Genomic DNA, 21655 nt, shown 5'->3' on the forward strand with positions numbered 1-21655 from the left:
GGTGGATGACGCTAGCGCTCATCCACCCTGGCAAACCCGTCAGAACAACCCTAACGGCTTATCGGAATAACTCACCAGCAAACATTTAGTCTGCTGATAATGCTCCAGCATCATTTTATGGGTTTCGCGCCCGATGCCAGATTGCTTATAACCCCCAAACGCGGCATGTGCCGGATAAGCATGATAACAGTTCGTCCACACGCGCCCAGCCTGAATGCCACGGCCCATTTTGTAAGCCAGATTGCCGTTACGGCTCCAGACACCTGCGCCGAGGCCGTATTCAGTGTCGTTCGCCAGTTCCAGTGCCTCTTCCATGGTTTTGAAGGTTGTCACAGCGAGTACCGGGCCGAAGATCTCTTCCTGGAAAACACGCATGTTGTTTTTACCAAACAAAATCGTCGGCTCGAGGTAGTAACCGGCTTTCAGGTCGCCTTCCAGTGCTTTACGACGCCCGCCAGTGAGCACATCCGCGCCCTCTTTCTTGCCGATATCAATGTAATTGAGGATGGTTTCCATCTGCCCTTGTGAAACCTGCGCCCCCATTTGTGTCCGCGAGTCCAGCGGGTTGCCGCTGCGGATAGACTCAACGCGGCGAATAGCGCGTTCCATAAAGCGTTCGTAGATGGATTCCTGCACCAGCGCGCGGCTCGGACAGGTACAGACTTCACCCTGGTTGAAAGCAAACAGCGCGAAACCTTCCAGTGCTTTGTCGAAGAAGGCGTCTTCTTCATCCATCACGTCGGCAAAGAAGATGTTCGGGGATTTGCCGCCCAACTCCAGCGTTACCGGAATAATATTCTGCGTCGCATACTGCATGATCTGCTGTCCGACTTCCGTCGAGCCGGTAAATGCCACTTTGGCGATACGTTTTGAGGTCGCCAAATATTCACCGATTTCACCACCGGCACCATTCACCACGTTGATAACACCCGGCGGCAGTAAATCGCCCACCAGCTCCATCAGCAACAAAACTGACAGCGGCGTCAGACGCGCTGGCTTCAACACGACGCAGTTACCTGCCGCCAGTGCCGGAGCCATTTTCCAGCTCGCCATCAGCAACGGGAAGTTCCACGGAATAATCTGCGCGACCACACCAAGCGGTTCGTGGAAATGATACGCCACAGTATCGCCGTCAACTTCACTGATCCCGCCTTCTTGTGCGCGGATGCAGGAAGCAAAATAGCGGAAATGGTCGATCGCCAAAGGCACGTCAGCGCCACTGGTTTCACGGATCGGTTTGCCGTTATCCCAGGTTTCTGCCGCCGCGAGCAGTTCAATGTTCTGTTCCATACGGTCAGCAATTTTGAACAGGATATTGGCGCGGTCCTGAACAGACATACTGCCCCAACCGGCTTTTGCGTCATGTGCGGCATCCAGCGCTAAATCGATATCGCCTTTACTGGAACTGGCTATCTCGCACAGCGGCTGGCCGGTCACTGGGGTCAGGTTTTCGTAGTATTTGCCGTCGACTGGCGGCACCCATTGGCCACCAATAAAGTTGTCATAACGCGGTTTAAGTTTGAGTGGGAAACCATACTCGCCGGGGATAATTCGGCTATCGGGAGGATTATTTGTCATCGGTATCTCCTTGTCGTTTGCACTCTCAAGCGTAGTCGGCAGTGGTGATTTCTTCGCCAGTGTTTAGAGGCTTTACGACACAGGTCACGGATTAGTCATCGAATGATTAGGAGTATTCAACCTGCAGGCTATTGGTTTTGATACATACTTAAATTTTGCTTTTCCAACAAGGATTGCTCATGCGCCTCTTTATAGGCTTCGACGTAGGCGGTACTCATGTTAAGCACGGTTTGTTCACTGAAGATGGCGAGGTGCTGATTGCCGAAGAATATGACACCCACTACGACAAGCAGCTATTTCTGGATGCCTGGCAAAGTGTGGTGGCAGGTTATCGGCAGCATAATGAAATTGCCGGGATTGCTATCAGCTTCCCCGGATACATCAACCCACACACCGGGAATGTCCCTAAGGCGGGCGCGCTAGAGTTTCTTGATGGCAGCAACCTACTGGAGATTTTCGGTGCGTTGACCGACCTTCCGATCACCGTTGAAAATGACGCCAACTGTGCAGCTCTCGGTGAGATGTGGCTGGGCGCGGGCAATGAATATGACTCGCTGGTCTGCATCACGATTGGTACTGGTATCGGCGGCGGCATTATCGTCAACCGCGAATTAATGCGTGGCTCCCATTTCAGGGCGGGCGAATTTGGCGTACTGCCGGTGGGCAAATACGGCGAAGATATGCACCAGCTTGCCTCGGCCAAAGGGCTGATGGAAGCGTGTCGGCGTGAGATGAACATCCCCGCCGAAGAGAAAATCAACGGCCGAGATATTTTTGCCCGTGCCGAAACAGATCTGCATATTCAGGGCGTTATCGACAACTGGGTGAAATACCTGGCGCGCGGCATTTACAGCGTGGTATCGCTGTTTGATCCACAAGCCATTTTGCTTGGTGGCGGCGTCAGCACCCAGCCAATGCTGTATCCGATGCTGGAGCGCCACCTCGAAGGCTTTAAATTTTGGGATGTACTGAAAGTCCCGATTCGCCCCTGCAAACTCGGTAATAAAGCAGGAATGCTCGGTGCGGTATGGTTGGCGAAGCAGAAGTAGATAACAAGATTTTGGTGGATGTCGCTTACGCTAATCCACCTTACAAAAGTCTCATCACTCGCCATTAACCCAAATACGCATTTCCCCTTCCCCGCGGTTTGCCCAACTAAACCACGGAATAAAGGTCAGTTTTTTTGGCTCCGCGCTGACTGGAGATTTGTCGTAGTGATACAGCGCCTGCTGTTCAGCCTGTTTGCTTGCCATGCACAGGCCATCGGCCTGAATCAGCACTTTGTGGGCGAAAATGCCTTTGCCCTCAATCAGGTTAAATGTGCTGTCTTTCGGCAACCATAAGTTATGCAGCTCTGCACCGTTATCGGCCTCTTCAAGGCAGTAGACCAGTGGACCACGTTGCACCGCGACTTTCCCGGCGACATGGCGCAACAGCAGGTTGCCATACACCCGGCGCACTGGCATCGCTAACGTCATGGCGATGCGATCGCCCTCTTGCCAGGTACGCGTGATGTGCAAGTAACCCTTACGAATTTCACCCTGACACGTTTCACCGTTAAGCATCACAGACGGCTGTGAGCACCAGTCCGGCATACGCAGTGCAATGGTGTGTTGCACGGGTTGAGGTGAAGTCACCGCTATTTCCACCTGCTCATGCCATGGATAATCGCCACTGATTTTCAGCCCCAGAGATTTGTTACCCACTGGAACGTCCATCTCATTGCCGACGTATAAATGAACGTAGAGCGCCTCCGGTTGCGGGGTGTAAATGTAATGGCCGAGCGAAGTCAGCACGCGGGCGATGTTCGGCGGGCAACAGGCGCAACCAAACCAGCGCTGGCGAACCGGTTTTACGTGGTCGTAAATATGGTTGAACGCCAGGGTTTTCGGGTGCACTTCCAGCGGATTCACATAGAAGAAGTGTTTGCCATCCAGCGCCATTCCACCCAGCACCGTGTTATACAGCGCGCGTTCCATCACGTCGGCAAAGCGGCTGTCAGCTTCCATCTGCAACATGCGGCGGGCGTACATCATCAGGCCGATGGACGCGCAGCTTTCGGCGTACACCGTGTCGTTTGGTAAATCGTAATCCGAGCTGAACGCTTCGCCGCTGCTTTGTGAGCCAATGCCGCCGGTAATGTACATCTGGCGCTGCACCATGTTGTCCCACAAGCGCAGGCTGGTCTGGCGTTTTTCTTCGTCTTTATGCAGCCGCGCCAGGTGCGCTACTCCCGCCATCAGGTAGACAAACCGCACCGCGTGGCCAATCGCCGTTTGCTGCAAGGCCAGCGGTTCATGTGCCTGGCTGTAGGCTTTGTCTTTCACCATCCACGCCGGGCCGTGAATATTCCAGTGCGAAGTACGCCCACGTTTTTCATATTCGATGTCGTAAAAATGCGGCTGTGCGCCACGTTCTTCAACAAAGTAATTCACCAGATTTAAATAGCGCGGATTGTCGGTCACTTCATACAAACGCATCAGCGCCAGTTCGATTTCCGGGTGACCGGGATAACCGTGTAGCTGGTTAACGCCGGGGCCAAACACGCAGTCGATATGGTCAGCCAGGCGGCAAACCACCTCCAGTAAACGGCGCTTACCGGTTGCCTGGAAGAACGCGACACCCGCTTCAATCATGTGCCCGGCGCAGTAAAGCTCATGGCATTCGGCGAGATTCGTCCAGCGCAGCGTCGGTTCTTTCACCGTGAAATAAGTATTCAGATAACCGTCTTCGCACTGTGCGGCCTCGATCAGTTCGATCACTTCATCGGCAGTTTTTTCAAGCTCAGCATTTGGCTTCTGGCACAGCGACCACGCCACCGCTTCCAGCCATTTCGCCACGTCGCTGTCCTGGAAAACCATGCCGTAAAACTCACCGTCTTTGCGCCCTGCAGCTATCTCAAAGTTTTCGATGGCGTGGCTTGGGTCAGCTTCGGTAATGCGGTCGTTCAATGCATCCCACTGATAGGGAATCACCACATCGCGCACCAGCCGTTGGTACTGGCCCAAAAACGCATCGGTCACTTTCAGTTTGTGCAGGTCAACTTCCTGTAATACATCGGGCTGATTCATAACAACTCCTCAGGCGGTCTGGACATGGCGCTGACGTAAGTCAGTGGAAATCTGCGCCATCATCGGGTTATTCAGGCGGCAACGGCGAATAGCCAGAGCCAGTAACAAATGGAATACGGCTGGCAGCAGGGTTTCCAGCGCCGTAATGCCGGAGAGCGACGCCGTCGTTTGGTGTTCAGGGCCAGGCTGATACGCCACGAAAATAAACACCAGGCTGATGATTCCAGCACTGGCCGCCCAGGCTAATTTGATGAAGAACAGATTGAAGGCGAAGTTCATACCCGATGAGCGCACGCCGGTTTTCCATTCGCCGTAGTCATCGGCAAACGCCATGATGGAAAAGTGCAGTGGCAGCGTAAAGCCGAGGATCACGCCGTTGGCCAGTATTACCACCAGCCATAACGTCTGGAACGCCGCGCCAGTGGGCAACAGCCACATGCCAACGGCAAGTACCGCCAGCACCAGGTTGGTGTAGTAATAGAGTTTGACGGTATCGAACCGCTTCGCCAGCGGGTTGACGATCACCGCACCGAGAATCGAGGCGAAGGTCACCATGGTGAAGAACAACGAGGCAAAACCGGCGCTGCCTTGCAGCACGTAAGTGATGAAATACATGTAGCCGCCGCCGCGCAGGTTAAAGACGTTGATCAGCAAGAATGACATCACCAGACTCAACAATAACTGGTCGTTTTTGCGCAAGCCCGCCAGGTGTTCGCGCAGCGTGAACTTGCCCATTAACGCCAACGGCACCCGTTCGCGCACCCAGAAGAAGCAGCACAGGAACATCACCACCGCCACTGCGCACAAAATGCCGACACCCATCTGGTAACCTTTGGCGGCATTACCCTGGCCGATGATTTCCACCAGCCACGGCAAGCCAACCGACACCAAAAAACCCGCCACGCCGCACAATACAAAACGCCAGGACTGGCAGGAAATCACCTCGTCGTGGCGCGTCGTCATGGTGTTGATCAGTGCGCAATACGGTACGTTGATGGCGGTGTAACTGACGGAAAGTAAAAGATATGTTCCGAAAGCCCAGAGGATTTTCATGTTGTAACTGAGATCCGGCACGGTGAACGTCAACACACCGATCACGCCAATTGGCACCGCAACCCATAACTGCCACGGACGGAAGCGGCCAAAGCGACTTTGTGTTCGGTCAGCCAGAATGCCCATTAACGGATCGGAAATAGCGTCAAAAACACGCAGTGCGATAAACAGCGTGCCGACAATAGCGGGAGTTAAACCAAAAACATCGGTGTAGAAAAAGGTCAGGAAATTCATGATAAGACAGGTAATAACGGTGCCACCCGCATCACCTAATCCGTAACCTATTTTCTCGCGTATGGAGAGCCTGCCGTTTAACGCCGAAGTAGCAATATTATCTATAGCGGTAGAGGTCATGATAAAGCCTCGCATCGGGTAAGAAGTCTGGAGTTATTATTTTTTGTATTTGCAAAGTACCCGAATAATTTTGCATTCAATCTCAATACCAACAAGGCGATAACAAAGTATAAAAAGATGACAATTCCGACCTGAAGATAAAACTGTGAAGGAGATCGCCAAACGCCGTTAACAATCCCATCGGGCAGTTTATTTTATCTACACTGCCGCAGTGTGAATGGATTAAAGGAAAATCTAATTGTTTGATTTAAAAATATCTTTACCCATTTCAGTGCAAAATGGCGGCTTGTTTATTTCGCGTGGCATCGGCAGCCATCCGCAACGTGAACTGGACTCATGGGAGTTAATTTTCGTTGAAAAAGGGACACTTACGATCCGTGAGGGTGACACGCTGTTTAGCGTCAGAGAAGGTGAGAGTTTATTACTTTGGCCACATCGAAAACACGTCGGCACAGGAACCTTCCCGGCAGACTTAAAATTCTACTGGCTTCATTTTGAACTCACTCCGCAGTGTGACAAAAAAACAGATTTTCCGGCATCGTTAATCTCATTACCCCAACACGGGCAAGTTCTTAATCCCCAATACGTTATTTCGTTATTCCGTCAGTTTTTAAGCGAACAAGAATCCATGACGCGCAGCAGCGCACTGGAATTAATTTTATTGCTGATCATGCAGCAACTTTCCGTGGCGGCGCACGACAGTATACAGGTCGATAACAGTGGCGCGGCCCTTGCCTACAAAGCACAGCAGTTAATTCGCACCCAATTTCATTTGCCAGTTTCCACCTCAACACTTGCCAGCCAGCTACATTGTAATGCGGATTATCTTGGCCGCGTTTATCGCCAGACTTTTCAGCTAACCATTACCGATGCCATTCATCGCCAGCGCGTGTTGTGCGCTGAAAAAATGCTGATTACCGACTCCTGCTCATTGAGCGAAGTCGCCGAACGTTGCGGATTTCAGGATGTGAGTTATTTCAGGAAGGTGTTTCGTAAAAAAATGGGATTAACACCCGCCGCCTGGAAGCGGCGTTATTGTAAGGTGCATATAAATTCGGACTGAGGCTCATTTCTGCTTTGCCTGCATACAATAAAACAGCGGTGTACCATCGTAACTAAACAAATAACTTGAGACATTTTCACGTTCAACTTGCAGGCTAATACCGCGTTCACGGTATAGGAAGAAGTCCGGTGTTTGCGGGAAATACTGGCCAAATAAATTCTCAACGCCACTGCTTTCTGTCGAAATCATGATGATATTGTCATCCTGATGCCAGTATTTAAAAGTGAAGTGGTTATTGGTATTCAACTCAGGCTTTCCTTTTTCATGAAGTTGCCCAAGCGACGTGTAAACTCCCTTTCCGTTTTCAAAGGTAAAATGGGTCAGCATTTCATAGACGATATTTTCGCCAATAATGGTCGCAGTCGCATCACAGGAAAAGTGATCGCGTTTGTAAGACTGGTACCAGGCAAAGAGTAATGGCAACGCAATCAATACAATAATCAACACCCAACACATTCCCCTTTTTTTAGGCTTCATAGCGATCTTTCCTGAATATGTAGGATTGGCATTCTGCATTACTGTATTCAATTTTTCGGTTACACAGCAGTACCGACAAACCCTGCAGAGAACGGTTAAGGGTCAAATAAGCGACACCGCCAGACTCACAGGCAAGGGGATAACGTTTATCCAACAACTTAAAAGTATGCAGACTTTTCTCCTCGCCAGACCAGGAGGAATAAAGAGCACAACCGTTGACCTGCCCTATATAGCTGTAATCGGAATAGTGGGATTCACCGCCCGACTGTTGGTGATAAAGCACACCGCAGGAAATAATAAATGCCACTCCAGCAGCCAGATACGCCCAGCGTGAATAGTGGCGCGCAGCAAGGTTGTGAGGCTGAACGCCCGGCTGTTCAACTTTAGGCGCGGGCGATAAAACGGTAGCCTCCACAGGCGTAATAAAGTCAGTTATTGTTCCCTCACGTAGCGTGGCAATTGATTTAAACCCCATTTTTGGTACGGTTTTAATGATGTTTTCCGCAAGCCCCGCTGACTGAAGCCCTTTTCTTAGCGATGCGATACTTTGATAGAGCGCATTAGTGGTGACCACCGCACCGTGCTTTTCCCACACTTGCTCAAAGAGAAATCTCTGCGTTAATACCTGTTGGTTGTGGCGAAGCAAAAGCAATAAGCATTCACTTGCTGGCGTGTGGATAACCACTTTGCTGCCAGGCTGCCCATCCATCGGCCGCAGGCTGTGTTCGTCCGGGTCAAACAGCACGGTTTCATTGATTAAAAAGACGGTGTTCATGTTGTCATCCTCGCCACAACCTATTCGGTCAATAAAGCCTTTTGCATGAGTTTCCCTGAGAAAAAATCTTATTCAGATTTTTTCCTCTTAAAATCAATCTATTACAGGAACAGCATCCGTAGCCACTCTCTGTGTGAGCAGACTTCTGACTAAGTATAAATCATATAAAATCACTCCTCCTTGCGGAGGAAATCGCTATGCTGATGCCATCTCAAAAACGAGCGGTTCAGAGATTACCCCTTCAGGGTTAAGGAATAATTTCACCACGCCACATAGCGAGTGATGCGCTGAAATAGATTTCTAAAACAGTCCATTAACTTTTTCAGCAGAACAATATTCTATATATATCAATGAATTCGATATTATAACTTGAGCCATAAGATAATGATGATATCTTAGATTTAAAAAACGACATTCATTCCATTTGCGATATTTTATTCCTGTAATTCAAATTACAACGAAGCTAAATTCCATAAAAAGCCAGAATGTGACGATGGACTACTCTGCTTACCCATGAGTTGTAAGTATTCACCGGAGTCATATAATCCATCCTTATAAACAGTAGGGCTTATAGGAAATGAACACGAGCAAGGGTGCCACAGTCGGATTTATTTTATATGAGCATGAAAAATATGGACTATCAATTGCATGGATTTATGATCGGCAAAGAAATCCATTTCGATATTGATAATGGAAGGTTGTATCGCCTTCCTTCAAGCAGTACAGAACGTAATTTTATTTTTGGCTCGATTTTCTTTAATGAAACCATGCTACAGCTATTTATTTATCTGTTACTTCATGCGCGCCATAAGAAAGTGACCAAAGATGAATTACTCAAGAATGTCTGGGAAGAAAATAACCTTATTCCATCAACGCAACGTTTATGGCAGGTATTAAACAATCTTAATAAAAAGCTACATCTGCTGGGGTTACCCGGTGATTTCATTCAAAACATGAAAGGGAGTGGCTATATAATAAATCACATTGATGTCATACCCATTTATTACAAATTAAGTGATCTCACCCTTACTTCTGGGAAAGAAAAGGATTAATACCATAAGGTCGTACCTTGAGTAAGTGCGACCAACGTAGGATGCTTTTGCCCTGACTATGGAAATACTCAGGGCCCTTTTTTTATAAATATCTTCACCGGTAACTGGTTTTGCAACCTCTCCGTTCGAAATTCAGTTGCCGGTGAGGGTATTTATAAAAGGTATTACCACTTGTATTTTTAGAATGATAGCAATCTTTATATAACAACGCTCACCAAAGGCTCTGGGGCCATTACTGGATAAAATATGAGCATAACGAATAGATTTTCAAATTTAAAAGTCAGCAGAAAACTCAGCTTAGGGTTTGCTGTTGTTTTTGTGATCACAATTATTATCGTGATGACTGGGATGCTGGGTCTGCGAAACGTCCAGGATAAAATAAGCAAAAGTGCCTTAACTGTTGAGTTAAATAAGAGCCTGACTGCGGCACGGTTAAGCCGAACCAATTACCAATATACCCATGGTGTTCATTACCTTGATCAAAACAGCAAAGCATTAAATCAACTGGCAGAAACGGTTACCCAACTGAAAAAATTGAGTTGGGCACCAGACAGTATGGATGCCGTGCTGAAAACAGAAAGTGCGGTGAAAAGTTACCTGGTCAGCACCCCTCCATTTATTAATGCGCTGAACCAAACGAAGCGTGATGAAGAACGTCTGGATTCAAAAGATCTGTATAAAAAGTCTGTTATGGCAGACAAACTCAGCCGCAGCCAAACGCTGCCAGCAGAACAACGCACTCAAGTAGCTCAACTGGGCTTTATATTTAATGACATCGACTCGATGTTAAATGATTACAAAACCCTACCCACTGAGAAATCGCGAGAGATTTTACAAACACGCTTAACCGCAGGCATTGCCCATGCCGAGCAATTGCTTCCTTTGCTACCCGCATCTGAGCAAACATGGGTACAGGCGGGTATCGCTGAAGCACAGGGCTATGTCACTGAGCTGCCTGCGTATCTTGCAGCGTGGACACAACAAAATACACTTTCCGCACAGCTCACTGACCGGGCGGTGGAGCTTACCCGCGCGATTAATGTGCTGTTCGATCTCCAGCAATTGAAAGCTGAAAAAGTGGTTGCGACATCTGAGTGGGAAATGTCACTCGTTGCTCTGATTGGGGTATTGGCAGGTGTATTGATAGCGCTGGCGATCACCCGTTCGATCACCCGCCCGCTTAACCAAACTCTGTTAGTCGCCGAGCAAATCGCCAAAGGTGACCTCACCGGCACACTGGAAAGCCAGCGCGGTGATGAACTTGGTTTGCTGATGCAGGCGGTGTCGACGATGAATAATAATCTGAAGGATATCCTGCATAACGTACGCGATGGCGTCGATAGCGTCGCTCGTTCGTCTTCGGAAATTGCCGCAGGAAATATGGATTTATCTTCACGCACTGAGCAGCAATCCGCAGCGGTGGTGGAAACCGCCGCCAGTATGGAAGAACTGACTTCTACCGTCGCCCTGAACGCTGAAAATGCTAAACATGCCCGCCAGTTAGCGGAATCCGCCTCGCAAAAAGCCAATGAGGGAAGCCAGATTTCGAAGATGGTTATCGACACCATGAAAAACGTGCAAAGCAGCTCGCACCGTATTTCTGAAATCACGACCGTGATTAATAGCATCGCCTTCCAGACTAATATTCTGGCGCTGAATGCGGCGGTTGAAGCGGCGCGAGCTGGGGATCAGGGGAAAGGTTTTGCCGTGGTCGCTGGTGAAGTACGCAACCTGGCACAGCGAAGTGCGCAGTCGGCAAAAGAGATTGAATCGTTAATTCACGAATCCGTTTCTTATGTCGATTCAGGTTTCCGCCTGGTGGAAGGTGCTGGGGTGGCGATGGACAACATCGAAACGTCAGTTATCCAGGTGAGAGACATCATGAGCGAAATTGCCGCAGCCACTGATGAGCAGAGCCGGGGGATTTCGCAGATTGCGCAGGCAATGGCGGAAATGGATACCACCACGCAGCAAAATGCGGCGCTGGTTGAAGAATCTTCGGCTGCCGCCAGCTCACTTGAAGAACAAGCAGTACAACTTGAAAAAGTGGTGTCGATATTTAGGGTTTCAAAAAACCAGGGTGAGACAACAACCGCTCGTCCATCTACTCACAACTTAGTCACTGCAATGCCAACCAGAACAGCTGCGCTCAACAATAGAGATAGCTGGATAGAATTTTAAAGTTTGTTTTTATTGTGCCAACACCAGAGAAATAAAGGGCGGGAAACCGCCCTTTCTGACTAATGACACAACTGGCGTATATGGTGGAGACGCTAACGCTTATCCCCCTACAAAGTCATAATCGAACCGTAGCTCATACAGCAGCGTCATCCGAAAAAACCGGTTAATCCGCCAATTATTTCTTCTTATTCAACAGCGACTTCAAATCAGCGAACGGGTTGTACGTCGCTTCGCCGACGTCTTTTTGCGCGTCTTCACCGGCAACTACAGTGGTGCCGTATTGGTCGGCTTCGGTGTATTTCGAGTGCTCGTGGTCGTGACAATACAGGCACAATAGCTCCCAGTTACTGCCATCTTCCGGGTTATTAGTGTGGTCATGGTCGATATGGTGAACCGTCAGTTCGCGCAGGTTTGAATAGACAAACTCACGCGAGCAACGCCCGCATACCCACGGGTAAATTTTTAACGCTTTCTCACGGTAGCCACTTTCCAGCCGCGTGTAGTTTTTTGGGATCAGTGCCATGGTTAAGGTTACCTGGTAAATAATGTAGGGTTATAACTAGTTTATATTCCCTCTTTATCAATCCCCAAGCGTTTCATGCGCGAAAGCAAGGTGGTGCGTTTTAGCCCCAGCCGTTGTGCCGCACCACGCGGGCCAGCAACTACACCGTTGGTCTCTTTTAGCACACGCAAAATTCTCTGCGCCTCATCTTCCCCTTCACGAATTTCTTTGCTCGCCACCAGACGCGCCGGTTTTTCTTCCGGCTGGATGTAATCCATTTCCGGCAAAGAAAGGTGCAGCACATTGCCGCGAGTCAGCAGCACCGCACGTTCAATGACATTTTCCAGTTCACGAACGTTGCCCGGCCAGTCCATACGGCTTAACGTACGTAAAGTTTCAGCCGGAATACTGTCGATATTACGGTTCATACGATGAGCGATTTTAAAGGTGAAAGATTTCACCAATAGCGGAATGTCTTCCGGGCGCTCACGCAGCGGCGGCAGCGTAATGGGGAACACGTTCAGGCGATAATAAAGGTCACTACGGAATTCGCGCTCGACCACCATCTCTTTGAGGTTGCGGTTGGTCGCGGCAATTAAGCGTACGTCCACCTGCTGAACTTTGTTGCTACCCAGCCGCTCAAATTCCTGCTCTTGCAACACACGCAACAGTTTAGGCTGCAGTTCGAGCGGCATATCACCGACTTCATCAAGGAACATCGAGCTTTTGTCGGCCAGTTCAAAACGCCCGATACGCTGCGTGTTAGCACCAGTAAACGCACCACGTTCATGGCCGAACAGGTCGCTTTCCAGTAATCCGGCAGGCATCGCCGCACAGTTAATTTTCACCATGCGGCGGCTGTTACGCTCGCTGAGGTTATGAATCGCCCGGGCAATCAGCTCTTTACCGGTGCCAGTTTCACCGAGGATTAGCACCGTACTGTCGCTTTTCGCCACCATTTCAACTTGTTTGAGCACGTTGGACATCACGTCGCTGCGGCCAATAATCTCGCCAAAATCACTGGCGACATTATTGATTTGCTCGGTGAGGTAGAGGTTTTCGTCGACGAGATTTTCTTTTAAGCGATTGATTTCCTGGTACGCCAGCGCGTTGTCCACCGCAATGGCAATTCGCTCAGCAATCTGGCGCAGCAGTTTGAGGTTTTGCGGGGTAAAGACCCCTGCCTCGCATTGCGCCAGCTTTAGCACACCCAGCATGTTGTTGCCAAAGGTCAGCGGCAGCAGGCACAAAGTCTGGATTTGGTTGCCCCACATTTCAAACAGCATGCGCTCATACGGCGCGAGTTGGTCACCGTGATGCAGATTCAAAAGCAGCATTTCACCGCTTTTGAATACGCGTTCGGAAAGCGTACCCGCCAGTGCCACATCGCTCTGGTCGTGGATAGACGACTGCTCTTTCACGAAATGCGTGGAGTAGACGGTCAGGCGGTCTTTGCGGTTGCCGCGCAAAACGATGCTGATGGAATCTATCGAGAAATAGTGATGAATTTCGTTGGCGATTTCGCTGATCAGTTCATCGAGATCGAGCTTCGACAAGACCGCGTTGGTCACCGCTACCAGGATTCGGTAGTCATCACGTTCGCGGCACAGTTGTTGGTAATCGTGGCTGGAATCGAGCCGCGACTGGATTTGTTCTGCCACCAGCCCAACCACTTGCGCCAGCGTATGCAGGCGATTAAGTTCTTTGTCGGTCCAGGGGGCGTCGTTATTACGAATAAACTCGCAGCCGCCAAAGATTTTACCTTCAGCCGCCAAAGGCAGCAGGCAATAGCGACTAAATGGCGCATACAGCTCAAGGTTCATCACCTGCGGCCAGGTGTCGTTAAATTCTTCTTCGGTACAAATCAGCGCTTCCGGGCGCGACAGTACACGCCGCACGGGCCCATTAGCCAGCACCATTTCATCTTCGTAATGCAGTTCTTTGCCATGTATATCCAGGCCATAAAAGGCCACACGCTGATGCAACGGATGGTAAAGCAGAATATTCACTCTGTCCGCCAGTGCGCCCTGCTTTGCCATTTGTGTCAGGCAGTGGGCAAGCGCCGGGAGATCAGGTTGCTGCAACAGGGTGCGCGTTATATCAAATAAACCCTGCTGCCCGAGATCGCTCATCGGTGTGTATGGCATTTTGCTTATCCAATTGGTAGTGCGGAGGCGGAGGCGGTGGCGGTGGATGACGCTGGCGCTTATCCACCCTACGAAATCAAACGCCGGCGATTTGTATTATGAAACCGCTCAAGTGTAGCCAGGACGGCACTCGGCATTCCTGGCTTAGGTCAACAAATCCGTGGTAGCGGCTCTGAATGTGGCAAATCGAGTGTCCGTTTTACGCCATAAAGACCGGCGACTCGCACGCCTTTGCGCTCGACGACATCACCGATAATAGCGGCATCTTGCCCCAATGGATGTGCTTGTAAAGCCGCGAGAACACTTTCTGCGGCGTCCCTCGCAACCGCAATCACCAGTTTGCCTTCATTAGCAAAATTCAACGCATCAAGGCCAAGTAATTCACACACACCACGTACCGCAGGGTTCAGAGGTAACTGGCTTTCGGTGATTTCCATGCCGCATCCGCTTGAGGCAGCAAACTCATGCAGCACAGCATTTACGCCACCGCGCGTCGCATCACGCAGCGCTTTCACACCCGCAATATTCAACAAGGGCGCGATTAACGGAGTCAACACCGCGCAGTCACTCATCAACGCACCTTCTAAACCCAACGATTCCCGCAAGTTAAGGATAGTCGCTCCGTGGTCGCCCAGTGTTCCGCTAACGATTAACACATCGCCTGCGCTAATGTGTTGTGCGCCCCAGCTCAGCCCGGCAGGAATGGCACCGATGCCCGCAGTGTTAATAAACAGCTTGTCTGCCGCGCCGCGCTGCACGACTTTGGTGTCACCAGTTACCACTGCGATACCCGCCGCTTTGGCGGTTGCCGCCATACTGGTGACCACGCGTTCCAGGGTTTCAATCGGCAAACCTTCTTCAAGGATAAACCCGCACGATAACCAGCGCGGGGTCGCGCCGCTGACGGCAACGTCATTCGCGGTTCCGCAAATGGCTAACTTGCCGATATCACCGCCGGGGAAAAACAATGGGTCGATAACGTAGCTGTCGGTCGAAAAGGCTAAGCGGTCGCCGCTGGCGGTTAACTCAGCGAGCGGTAATCGCGCCTGGTCTTCTTGTTCTGCCAGCCATGGGTTATCAAACGCCTGCATAAACAAGTCGGCGATCAACTGTTGCATTGCCTGGCCGCCACTGCCATGGGCGAGTTCAATAGTTTTCATGATTTTTTACCTGTGTCGGACGGCTATGTCGGATGACGCTAACGCTTATCCGACCTACATTGGACTCGTTTTTGTAGGTTGGATAAGCGTTAGCGTCATCCAACGAAAAGATTTTATGCTTCGCACTCCTGACCGCGATACTGATACCACGCGGCACATGCGCCTTCGGATGACACCATCAACGCGCCAAAGGCATTTTGCGGGTTGCAGGTTTTGCCAAACATTGGGCACTGGTGCGGTTTGCAACGCCCGGTGAGCACATCACCACAACGGGCGAGCGGGTCGTCGTAAACCTGCTGCGGTGCGGGTTTGAAATGGTCTTCGGCATCAAACTGGCGATAACCTTCTGTCAGTTGCACACCAGAATCACTGATAGTGCCAAGCCCGCGCCATTCGGCATCACCGCGCACAGTAAATACTTCGGCAATCGCCTGCTGCGCAAGGTTATTACCCGCATCCGGCACCACACGTTTGTATTGGTTTTCCACTTTGCTGTGCTGATGAATTTTCTGCTCCACTAGCATCACCACGCCTTGCAGCAAGTCGAGCGGTTCAAAACCGGCAACCACCAGCGGGCGATGATGTTGAGTGGCAATAAAGTCATAGGCTTCTGTGCCTATGACCATGCTGACATGGCCTGGTGCCAGGAAAGCATCAATGCCGTTGTCGGGCTGCTCCAGCAGACTGCGCAGTGTAGGAATCAGCGTTATATGCTGGCAGAAAAAGTAAAAATTGTTGATGCCCTGCGTTTTGGCTTGTTGCAGGGTGATAGCCGTGGTCGGCATAGTGGTTTCAAAACCGAGGCCGAAGAACACCACTTTACGCTCCGGGTTCTGGCTCGCCATCGCCAGGGCGTCCATTGGCGAATACACCACGCGCACATCTGCACCACGAGCTTTGGCCTGCATCAGTGAGCCATTTTTGCCCGGCACGCGCATAGCGTCGCCAAAGGTACAAAAAATCACTTCGGGATGGCTGGCGATTTCGATACATGCGTCAATACGGCCCATCGGTAACACGCAAACCGGGCAACCCGGCCCGTGGATAAACTCAATGTTTTCCGGCAGCAGTTGATCGAGGCCAAACTTAAAGATGGCGTGAGTATGCCCACCGCACACTTCCATAATGCGCAGCGGGCGTTGTGCTGTGTAGGCCAGCTTAGGCGCACGCTCACGCAGTACGTCTATCAACTGCATGACTTTTTCTGGCGCGCGGTATTCATCAACAAAATGCATCATCCGCGTTCTTCCCCAAACAACAGGCCGCCGACATCGGGTTCCACTTCAAACATGTTTTGCAGCGCATCGAGCGTGTCACGAGCTTCGGCTTCATCAATAATCGCCATCGCAAAACCGACATGCACCAGCACCCACTGGCCGATTTGGGCGTCGCCCACCAGCATCAGGTTGACATCACGCTTGATGCCGCAGACGTCGACTTTGGCGCTGCCATCCGGCAAGCGTTCGACGATTTGACCCGGAATGCCTATGCACATCGCTGCGTCTCCAGCCAGTTCAGCCATTCGTCCATACCTTCACCGCTCGTTGCAGAAACCAGCAGGATTTCAATATTCGGGTTCACCTGGCGAGCGTAGTCGAGGCACTTCTCAACATCGAACTGCAAATATGGCAACAGGTCGATTTTGTTGAGTAGCATTAATGAAGAGGCGGCAAACATATGCGGGTATTTCAGCGGTTTGTCTTCGCCTTCGGTCACCGAAAGCACCGCCACTTTATGGCGTTCGCCCAAATCAAAACTCGCCGGACACACCAGGTTGCCGACGTTTTCGATAAACAGAATGCCGTTGCGCTCAAGCGGCAGGCGTTGCATGGCGTCGCGGATCATCTGCGCATCAAGGTGGCAGCCTTTACCGGTGTTCACCTGAATCGCTGGCGTGCCGGTGGCGCGAATGCGTTCGGCATCGTTTACGGTTTGCTGGTCGCCTTCAATCACCGCGCAAGGTACACGGCCAATCAGGCGTTTCAGACTTTCCGTCAACAGTGTTGTTTTACCGGAGCCGGGGCTGGAAACCAGGTTCAGCACCAGTTGCTGCTGTTTCGCGAACTGTTCGCGGTTATAGATGGCGAGCTGGTTATTTTTATCCAGCACGTTGAGTTCGATTTCCAGCATCCGGCGTTGAGTCATGCCTGGCGCGTGAGTGCCTGCGGCACCATGGCCATAATGCAGGTCGCCTTGTTCATCGGTGGTGGGGGCAAATTTAACTCCAGTGATTGGCGTTAAAGCCCGTGCGGCTGGCGCGAAAGGTGCGCTACGGAATCCAGAATGCGGGTTGCGCTCGTCGCCTTCTATATACAGGTTGCCTTCAGCGCAACCACAAGTACTACACATGATTCGTCTCCTCTACTTCCAGACGCTTAATCTGCACGCCATCATCGGCAACGATGCGTAAATTGCTGCCCTCGCACAACGGACAACGCCGGACTAGCTGGGTTAACAAGGTGATGTGCTGCTGGCAGTCATAGCACCAGCATTCCGCTTCTTGCTGATGGATATGAAGCTGGCAACCTTCAGCGAGGGTGTCGCGGCACACCAGTTCGAAACAGAACTCCAGCGCGCTTTGTTCAACGCAGGAGAAAGCACCCACTTCCAGCCAGACGGCGGTGACACGTGTCGCGCCGTGTTGGCGGGCTTGAGCTTCGATGAGTTCCAGTGCGCGTTGGCAGAGAGTGATTTCGTGCATGTTGCCTCCGGGGTATCTGGGGGGAGGTAATGCAAGGATGATGCCAGGGTTTATATCCATTTCTCTGACAGACCGAATTTATTCCGTTCACTGAAAGTTTACCGACCCCTGAACTTACCGAAACGGTGAACGTCAAAAGCCGAACCGGTTTTGACCTTGAGTCCCGGTATAAATTGCCCCAGCGTTACCCATAAGTCAGGGCTGAGCTGCCGGGAGCAGCGAAAGAGAGCGATCGCCGGGAGCGAGTCGCGAACGACCCTGAACGTTGGGGATAAGCTGGGGTTTACCGCGCAGCGGCAATTTAATCACCGGGCGCCGGGGTTGCCAGGGGGCTGGCGTGAGCCACCTGGCACGTTCACCGTTCGCAGATATATGAAGGACCTGAGATCTCCCGGGTGAACGGAACACCACCTTACTCAGCATAAACAATGCTGACATTCCCCCGTCAAACATGTCGAAATGACATGTCAATCCTGTGGTTACTCACTCGCAATTAATACAAAAATCAATAATTTCAAAAAGATACAATGTTGGCACGAAACGTGCTCTGTAGACGCAACAGCAAAAACAGAGTGATTTAATAATGAACATTTGGGAACTGAGCGAAAAAGCCGAATACATTGCCGACAAGCACCAACGCTTGCTCACGCAGTGGCAACATTACTGCAATAGCTTGATTCAGGGCATCACCCTTTCTAAGGCCAAACTGCATCACGCCGTGGGATGCAACCCTGATGATTCACTGCGCTTCTTCTTATTTGACCATTTCGTCATTCACGTCCGCCTGGCAGAAGGCTTCAACAGCCACACCATCGAGTACTACGTCGAGAAGCGTAACGGCGAAGACAGAGTGTTGATTGCTAAAGCAATCCTTGATGACGAAGGCCGTATCGATAGCACCATCAGCAACCGTAGTCGCGACGATGTGCTCGAGCATTACCTCGAAAAAATCCATCCGGTATACGAAAGCCTGTACAGCGCAGTTCACAGCGACACGCCTGTGTCGATGGGCCAACTGCAACAAAGCTCTCAGGCTTGATAGTCATACGGGGTGTCGAAAACTGTCGAAACGGCAGCCGTCGGCACTATTTCGTCAAAAATGATGAAAATGATGAAAATGATGAATCGCTTTATAATCGCCGACTCCAAACTCTGCATGGGTTGCCATACCTGCGAGGCGGCTTGCTCTGAAACGCACCGCCTGCACGGCCTGCAATCCATGCCACGCCTGAAAGTGATGCGTGACGCGAATGATTCCGCGCCGCAAATGTGCCATCACTGTGAAGATGCGCCTTGTGCTGGCGTCTGTCCGGTAAATGCCATTAAACGCGTTGATGGCGCAGTACAGCTTAATGAAAGCCTGTGCGTCAGTTGCAAACTGTGCGCTATCGCCTGCCCATTCGGTTCTATCGAATTCTCCGGCAGCCGCCCCATTCATATCCCGGCTAATGCCAACAGCCCGAAAGCGCCTCCTGCACCGCCAGCCCCTGCGCGTGTCAGCACGCTTATCGACTGGGCGCCGGGCATCCGCGCTATCGCCGTGAAATGCGACTTGTGCAGTTTCGACGAAGACGGCCCGGCGTGCGTGCGCACCTGCCCAACTAAAGCGCTGCGTGTGGTAGATAACAATGACATTGCCAAATCCAGCAAACGCAAACGTGAATTGACCCTGAGCACCACGCTTGGCGATCTCACCCTGTTTACCCAGCCTGAGGTAAAAAAATGAGTGCATTTATCCTGATTCATTGGGCACTAATGGGATTTGTGCTGAGCGCAGTGCTGGCAGGAATCACGGCATTTAATAAACCGCTGAGCGGTTTTATCGCCGGGATTGGCGGAGCTATCAGTTCGGTGCTGGTGCTGATTGCCGGTTTCGATGCCTTAACCGGCTTTAGCGGTATGGCACAAGTCTGGCAACTGCATTTACAGCTCAACGCCTTTAACGGCATCTGGCTGGTGACGTTGGGTCTGCCAGGTCTGTTTATCTCGCTGTTTAATATCGACTGGCATCGCCATCAGGCAGTCAAAGCCAATGGCTTGCTGGTGAACCTGGTGATGGCGGCGGCGGTTGCGGCACTGGTGGCTGATAACCTCGGCATGTTAGTGGTGCTGGCAGAAATCGTCGCACTCAGCGGCTACTTCCTGACGGGCTGCCAGAAATCCGGGCAGCTGTGGTTTGCGCTGGGCCGCCTCGGCACCGTGCTACTGGCCATCGCTTGTTGGATGCTGTGGAAACAGTACGGCACGCTGAGCTACGCCGAACTGCATTTGTTGACCAATGGCGCGCCAATCAGCTCCGTCGTCTGGTTGCTGGGTCTGGTTGGTTTTGGCCTGCTGGCAGGCATTATCCCGCTGCACGGCTGGGTGCCTCAGGCACACGCCAATGCGTCTGCTCCTGCTGCGGCGCTGTTTTCTGCAGTGGTGCTGAAAATTGGTTTGTTCGGCATTATGAGTTTCTCACTGATCAGCAACGTGATTCCGCTGTGGTGGGGCATTCTGGTGGTGGTTCTGGGGATGATTACAGCGTTTATCGGCGGCCTGTACGCGCTGATGGAACACAATATCAACCGCCTGCTGGCTTACCACTCGCTGGAAAACATCGGCATTATTCTGCTCGGCCTCGGCGTTGGCCTGATGGGTCTGGCATTAAACGAATCCACGCTGGTTGCGCTGGGCATGATTGGTGGCTTGTATCACCTGTTCAACCATAGCGTATTCAAAACCACCTTGTTCCTCGGCGCAGGCGCTGTCTGGTTCCGCACCGGCCATCGCGACATCGAAAAACTGGGCGGGATTGGCAAGCGTATGCCGCTGATTTCCATCGCCATGCTGATTGGCCTGATGGCGATGGCTGCTCTGCCTCCGCTGAACGGTTTTGCTGGCGAATGGGTGATTTATCAGTCGTTCTTCCACCTCGGCACCTTGCCGCTGTTTATCGCTCGCTTCTTAGGCCCGTTGCTGGCTGTAGGCCTGGCGATTACTGGCGCGCTGGCGGTGATGTGTATGGCGAAAGTGTATGGCGTTACCTTCCTGGGCGCACCGCGCACACCGGAAGCTGAAAACGCCACATCTGCACCGTTCTTGATGAACCTGAGTGTGGCTGCACTGGCCGCCTGTTGTGTGATTGCCGGTGTTGCTGCGCCATGGCTGATTCCGCTGTTGCAGAACGCCATTCCACTGCCGCTGCAAACGGCTAACACCACCGTTTCACAACCGATGATCACCCTGTTGCTGATTGCCAGCCCACTACTGCCATTGATTTTGATGGTGATTTTCCGTGGCGACCGCCTGCCAAACCGCTCACGCGGCACGGCCTGGGTCTGCGGTTACGACCACGAACAAGCGATGGTGATTACTGCGGGTGGTTTTGCTCAACCAGTGAAAGCGGCATTCGCGCCACTGCTGAAACTTCGCAAAACCCTGAACCCGGTGAAATGGGTGCCTGGCTGGCAGTGCGATTGCTTAGCCGGTACGTTCCGTCGCCTGGCGATGATTGAGCTGGCGGTGTTGCTGGTTGCGGTTTGCGCTTAAGGAGCCTGAG

Annotated in this window: 19 protein-coding genes; 7 read left to right on the plus strand and 12 right to left on the minus strand. The window is 51.5% G+C overall.

The window, feature by feature from the left end; translation table 11 throughout:
* Nucleotides 1–39 precede the first annotated feature (39 nt).
* Nucleotides 40–1578, minus strand: coding sequence for an aldehyde dehydrogenase family protein (locus EC843_RS09325; protein ID WP_064542486.1), 1539 nt, complete (start codon nt 1576–1578; stop codon nt 40–42).
* A 179-nt stretch (nt 1579–1757) separates the two neighbouring features.
* Here EC843_RS09325 and EC843_RS09330 point away from each other — a divergent pair, with 179 nt between their 5' ends.
* Nucleotides 1758–2627, plus strand: coding sequence for an ROK family protein (locus EC843_RS09330; RefSeq protein WP_121814714.1), 870 nt, complete (start codon nt 1758–1760; stop codon nt 2625–2627).
* A 54-nt stretch (nt 2628–2681) separates the two neighbouring features.
* Here the strand turns inward: EC843_RS09330 and EC843_RS09335 are convergent, their stop codons facing one another.
* Both EC843_RS09335 and EC843_RS09340 read right to left on the minus strand, forming a co-directional pair.
* Nucleotides 2682–4649, minus strand: a complete 1968-nt coding sequence (locus tag EC843_RS09335; protein WP_133522141.1) for a glycoside hydrolase family 127 protein — start codon at nt 4647–4649, stop codon at nt 2682–2684.
* A gap of 9 nt (nt 4650–4658) precedes the next feature.
* Nucleotides 4659–6056 carry an MFS transporter gene (locus EC843_RS09340; RefSeq protein WP_133522142.1) on the minus strand — a complete coding sequence of 466 codons (1398 nt, stop codon included), beginning with the start codon at nt 6054–6056 and terminating at the stop codon, nt 4659–4661.
* Nucleotides 6057–6294: 238 nt separating this feature from the next.
* On the opposite strand from EC843_RS09340, the gene EC843_RS09345 reads away from it, so the two are divergent.
* Nucleotides 6295–7119, plus strand: a complete 825-nt coding sequence (locus EC843_RS09345; protein WP_133522143.1) for an AraC family transcriptional regulator — start codon at nt 6295–6297, stop codon at nt 7117–7119.
* 3 nt (nt 7120–7122) lie between these two features.
* Here the strand turns inward: EC843_RS09345 and EC843_RS09350 are convergent, their stop codons facing one another.
* Nucleotides 7123–7596, minus strand: coding sequence for a hypothetical protein (locus EC843_RS09350; protein ID WP_133522144.1), 474 nt, complete (start codon nt 7594–7596; stop codon nt 7123–7125).
* Entirely contained in the window at nt 7586–8371 is a 786-nt protein-coding gene (locus EC843_RS09355) for a winged helix-turn-helix domain-containing protein (protein WP_064542467.1), read from the minus strand. Before EC843_RS09355 ends, EC843_RS09350 begins: the two co-directional genes overlap by 11 nt.
* A 617-nt stretch (nt 8372–8988) precedes the next feature.
* Here EC843_RS09355 and EC843_RS09360 point away from each other — a divergent pair.
* Complete coding sequence (locus EC843_RS09360; protein WP_332879862.1) at nt 8989–9423, plus strand: winged helix-turn-helix domain-containing protein; 435 nt, start codon at nt 8989–8991, stop codon at nt 9421–9423.
* Between the two features lie 318 nt (nt 9424–9741).
* Nucleotides 9742–11604, plus strand: a complete 1863-nt coding sequence (locus EC843_RS09365; RefSeq protein WP_243739141.1) for a methyl-accepting chemotaxis protein — start codon at nt 9742–9744, stop codon at nt 11602–11604.
* Between the two features lie 175 nt (nt 11605–11779).
* Here the strand turns inward: EC843_RS09365 and yajD are convergent, their stop codons facing one another.
* From yajD to hypA, 7 genes are all read right to left on the minus strand, one after another.
* Nucleotides 11780–12127, minus strand: a complete 348-nt coding sequence (gene yajD / locus EC843_RS09370) for an HNH nuclease YajD (RefSeq protein ID WP_064542459.1) — start codon at nt 12125–12127, stop codon at nt 11780–11782.
* 41 nt (nt 12128–12168) lie between these two features.
* The gene (gene flhA / locus EC843_RS09375) at nt 12169–14253 is read right to left on the minus strand and encodes a formate hydrogenlyase transcriptional activator FlhA (protein WP_133522146.1); all 2085 of its coding nucleotides are present in this window, start codon (nt 14251–14253) and stop codon (nt 12169–12171) included.
* A gap of 149 nt (nt 14254–14402) precedes the next feature.
* Nucleotides 14403–15413: a hydrogenase expression/formation protein HypE gene (gene hypE / locus EC843_RS09380; RefSeq protein WP_133522147.1), complete on the minus strand. Its 1011-nt coding sequence runs from the start codon at nt 15411–15413 to the stop codon at nt 14403–14405.
* 113 nt (nt 15414–15526) lie between these two features.
* Nucleotides 15527–16648: a hydrogenase formation protein HypD gene (gene hypD / locus EC843_RS09385; RefSeq protein ID WP_064542568.1), complete on the minus strand. Its 1122-nt coding sequence runs from the start codon at nt 16646–16648 to the stop codon at nt 15527–15529.
* Complete coding sequence (locus tag EC843_RS09390) at nt 16648–16908, minus strand: HypC/HybG/HupF family hydrogenase formation chaperone (RefSeq protein ID WP_034499454.1); 261 nt, start codon at nt 16906–16908, stop codon at nt 16648–16650. The genes hypD and EC843_RS09390 overlap by 1 nt, the downstream gene beginning before the upstream one ends.
* Nucleotides 16899–17762, minus strand: a complete 864-nt coding sequence (hypB, locus tag EC843_RS09395) for a hydrogenase nickel incorporation protein HypB (RefSeq protein ID WP_064542450.1) — start codon at nt 17760–17762, stop codon at nt 16899–16901. The genes EC843_RS09390 and hypB overlap by 10 nt, the downstream gene beginning before the upstream one ends.
* Nucleotides 17755–18114, minus strand: coding sequence for a hydrogenase maturation nickel metallochaperone HypA (hypA, locus tag EC843_RS09400; protein WP_064542445.1), 360 nt, complete (start codon nt 18112–18114; stop codon nt 17755–17757). Before hypA ends, hypB begins: the two co-directional genes overlap by 8 nt.
* 583 nt (nt 18115–18697) lie before the next feature.
* Between hypA and hycA the strand changes: the two genes are divergently transcribed.
* From hycA to hycC, 3 genes are all read left to right on the plus strand, one after another.
* Entirely contained in the window at nt 18698–19153 is a 456-nt protein-coding gene (gene hycA, locus EC843_RS09405) for a formate hydrogenlyase regulator HycA (RefSeq protein WP_064542442.1), read from the plus strand.
* 81 nt (nt 19154–19234) lie between these two features.
* Entirely contained in the window at nt 19235–19840 is a 606-nt protein-coding gene (locus EC843_RS09410; RefSeq protein WP_133522148.1) for a 4Fe-4S dicluster domain-containing protein, read from the plus strand.
* Entirely contained in the window at nt 19837–21645 is a 1809-nt protein-coding gene (gene hycC / locus EC843_RS09415) for a formate hydrogenlyase subunit 3 (protein WP_133522149.1), read from the plus strand. Before EC843_RS09410 ends, hycC begins: the two co-directional genes overlap by 4 nt.
* The last annotated feature ends 10 nt before the right edge of the window (nt 21646–21655 follow it).

Origin of the sequence: Buttiauxella sp. JUb87 (assembly GCF_004361975.1) — a bacterium.
GTDB lineage: Bacteria > Pseudomonadota > Gammaproteobacteria > Enterobacterales > Enterobacteriaceae > Buttiauxella > Buttiauxella ferragutiae.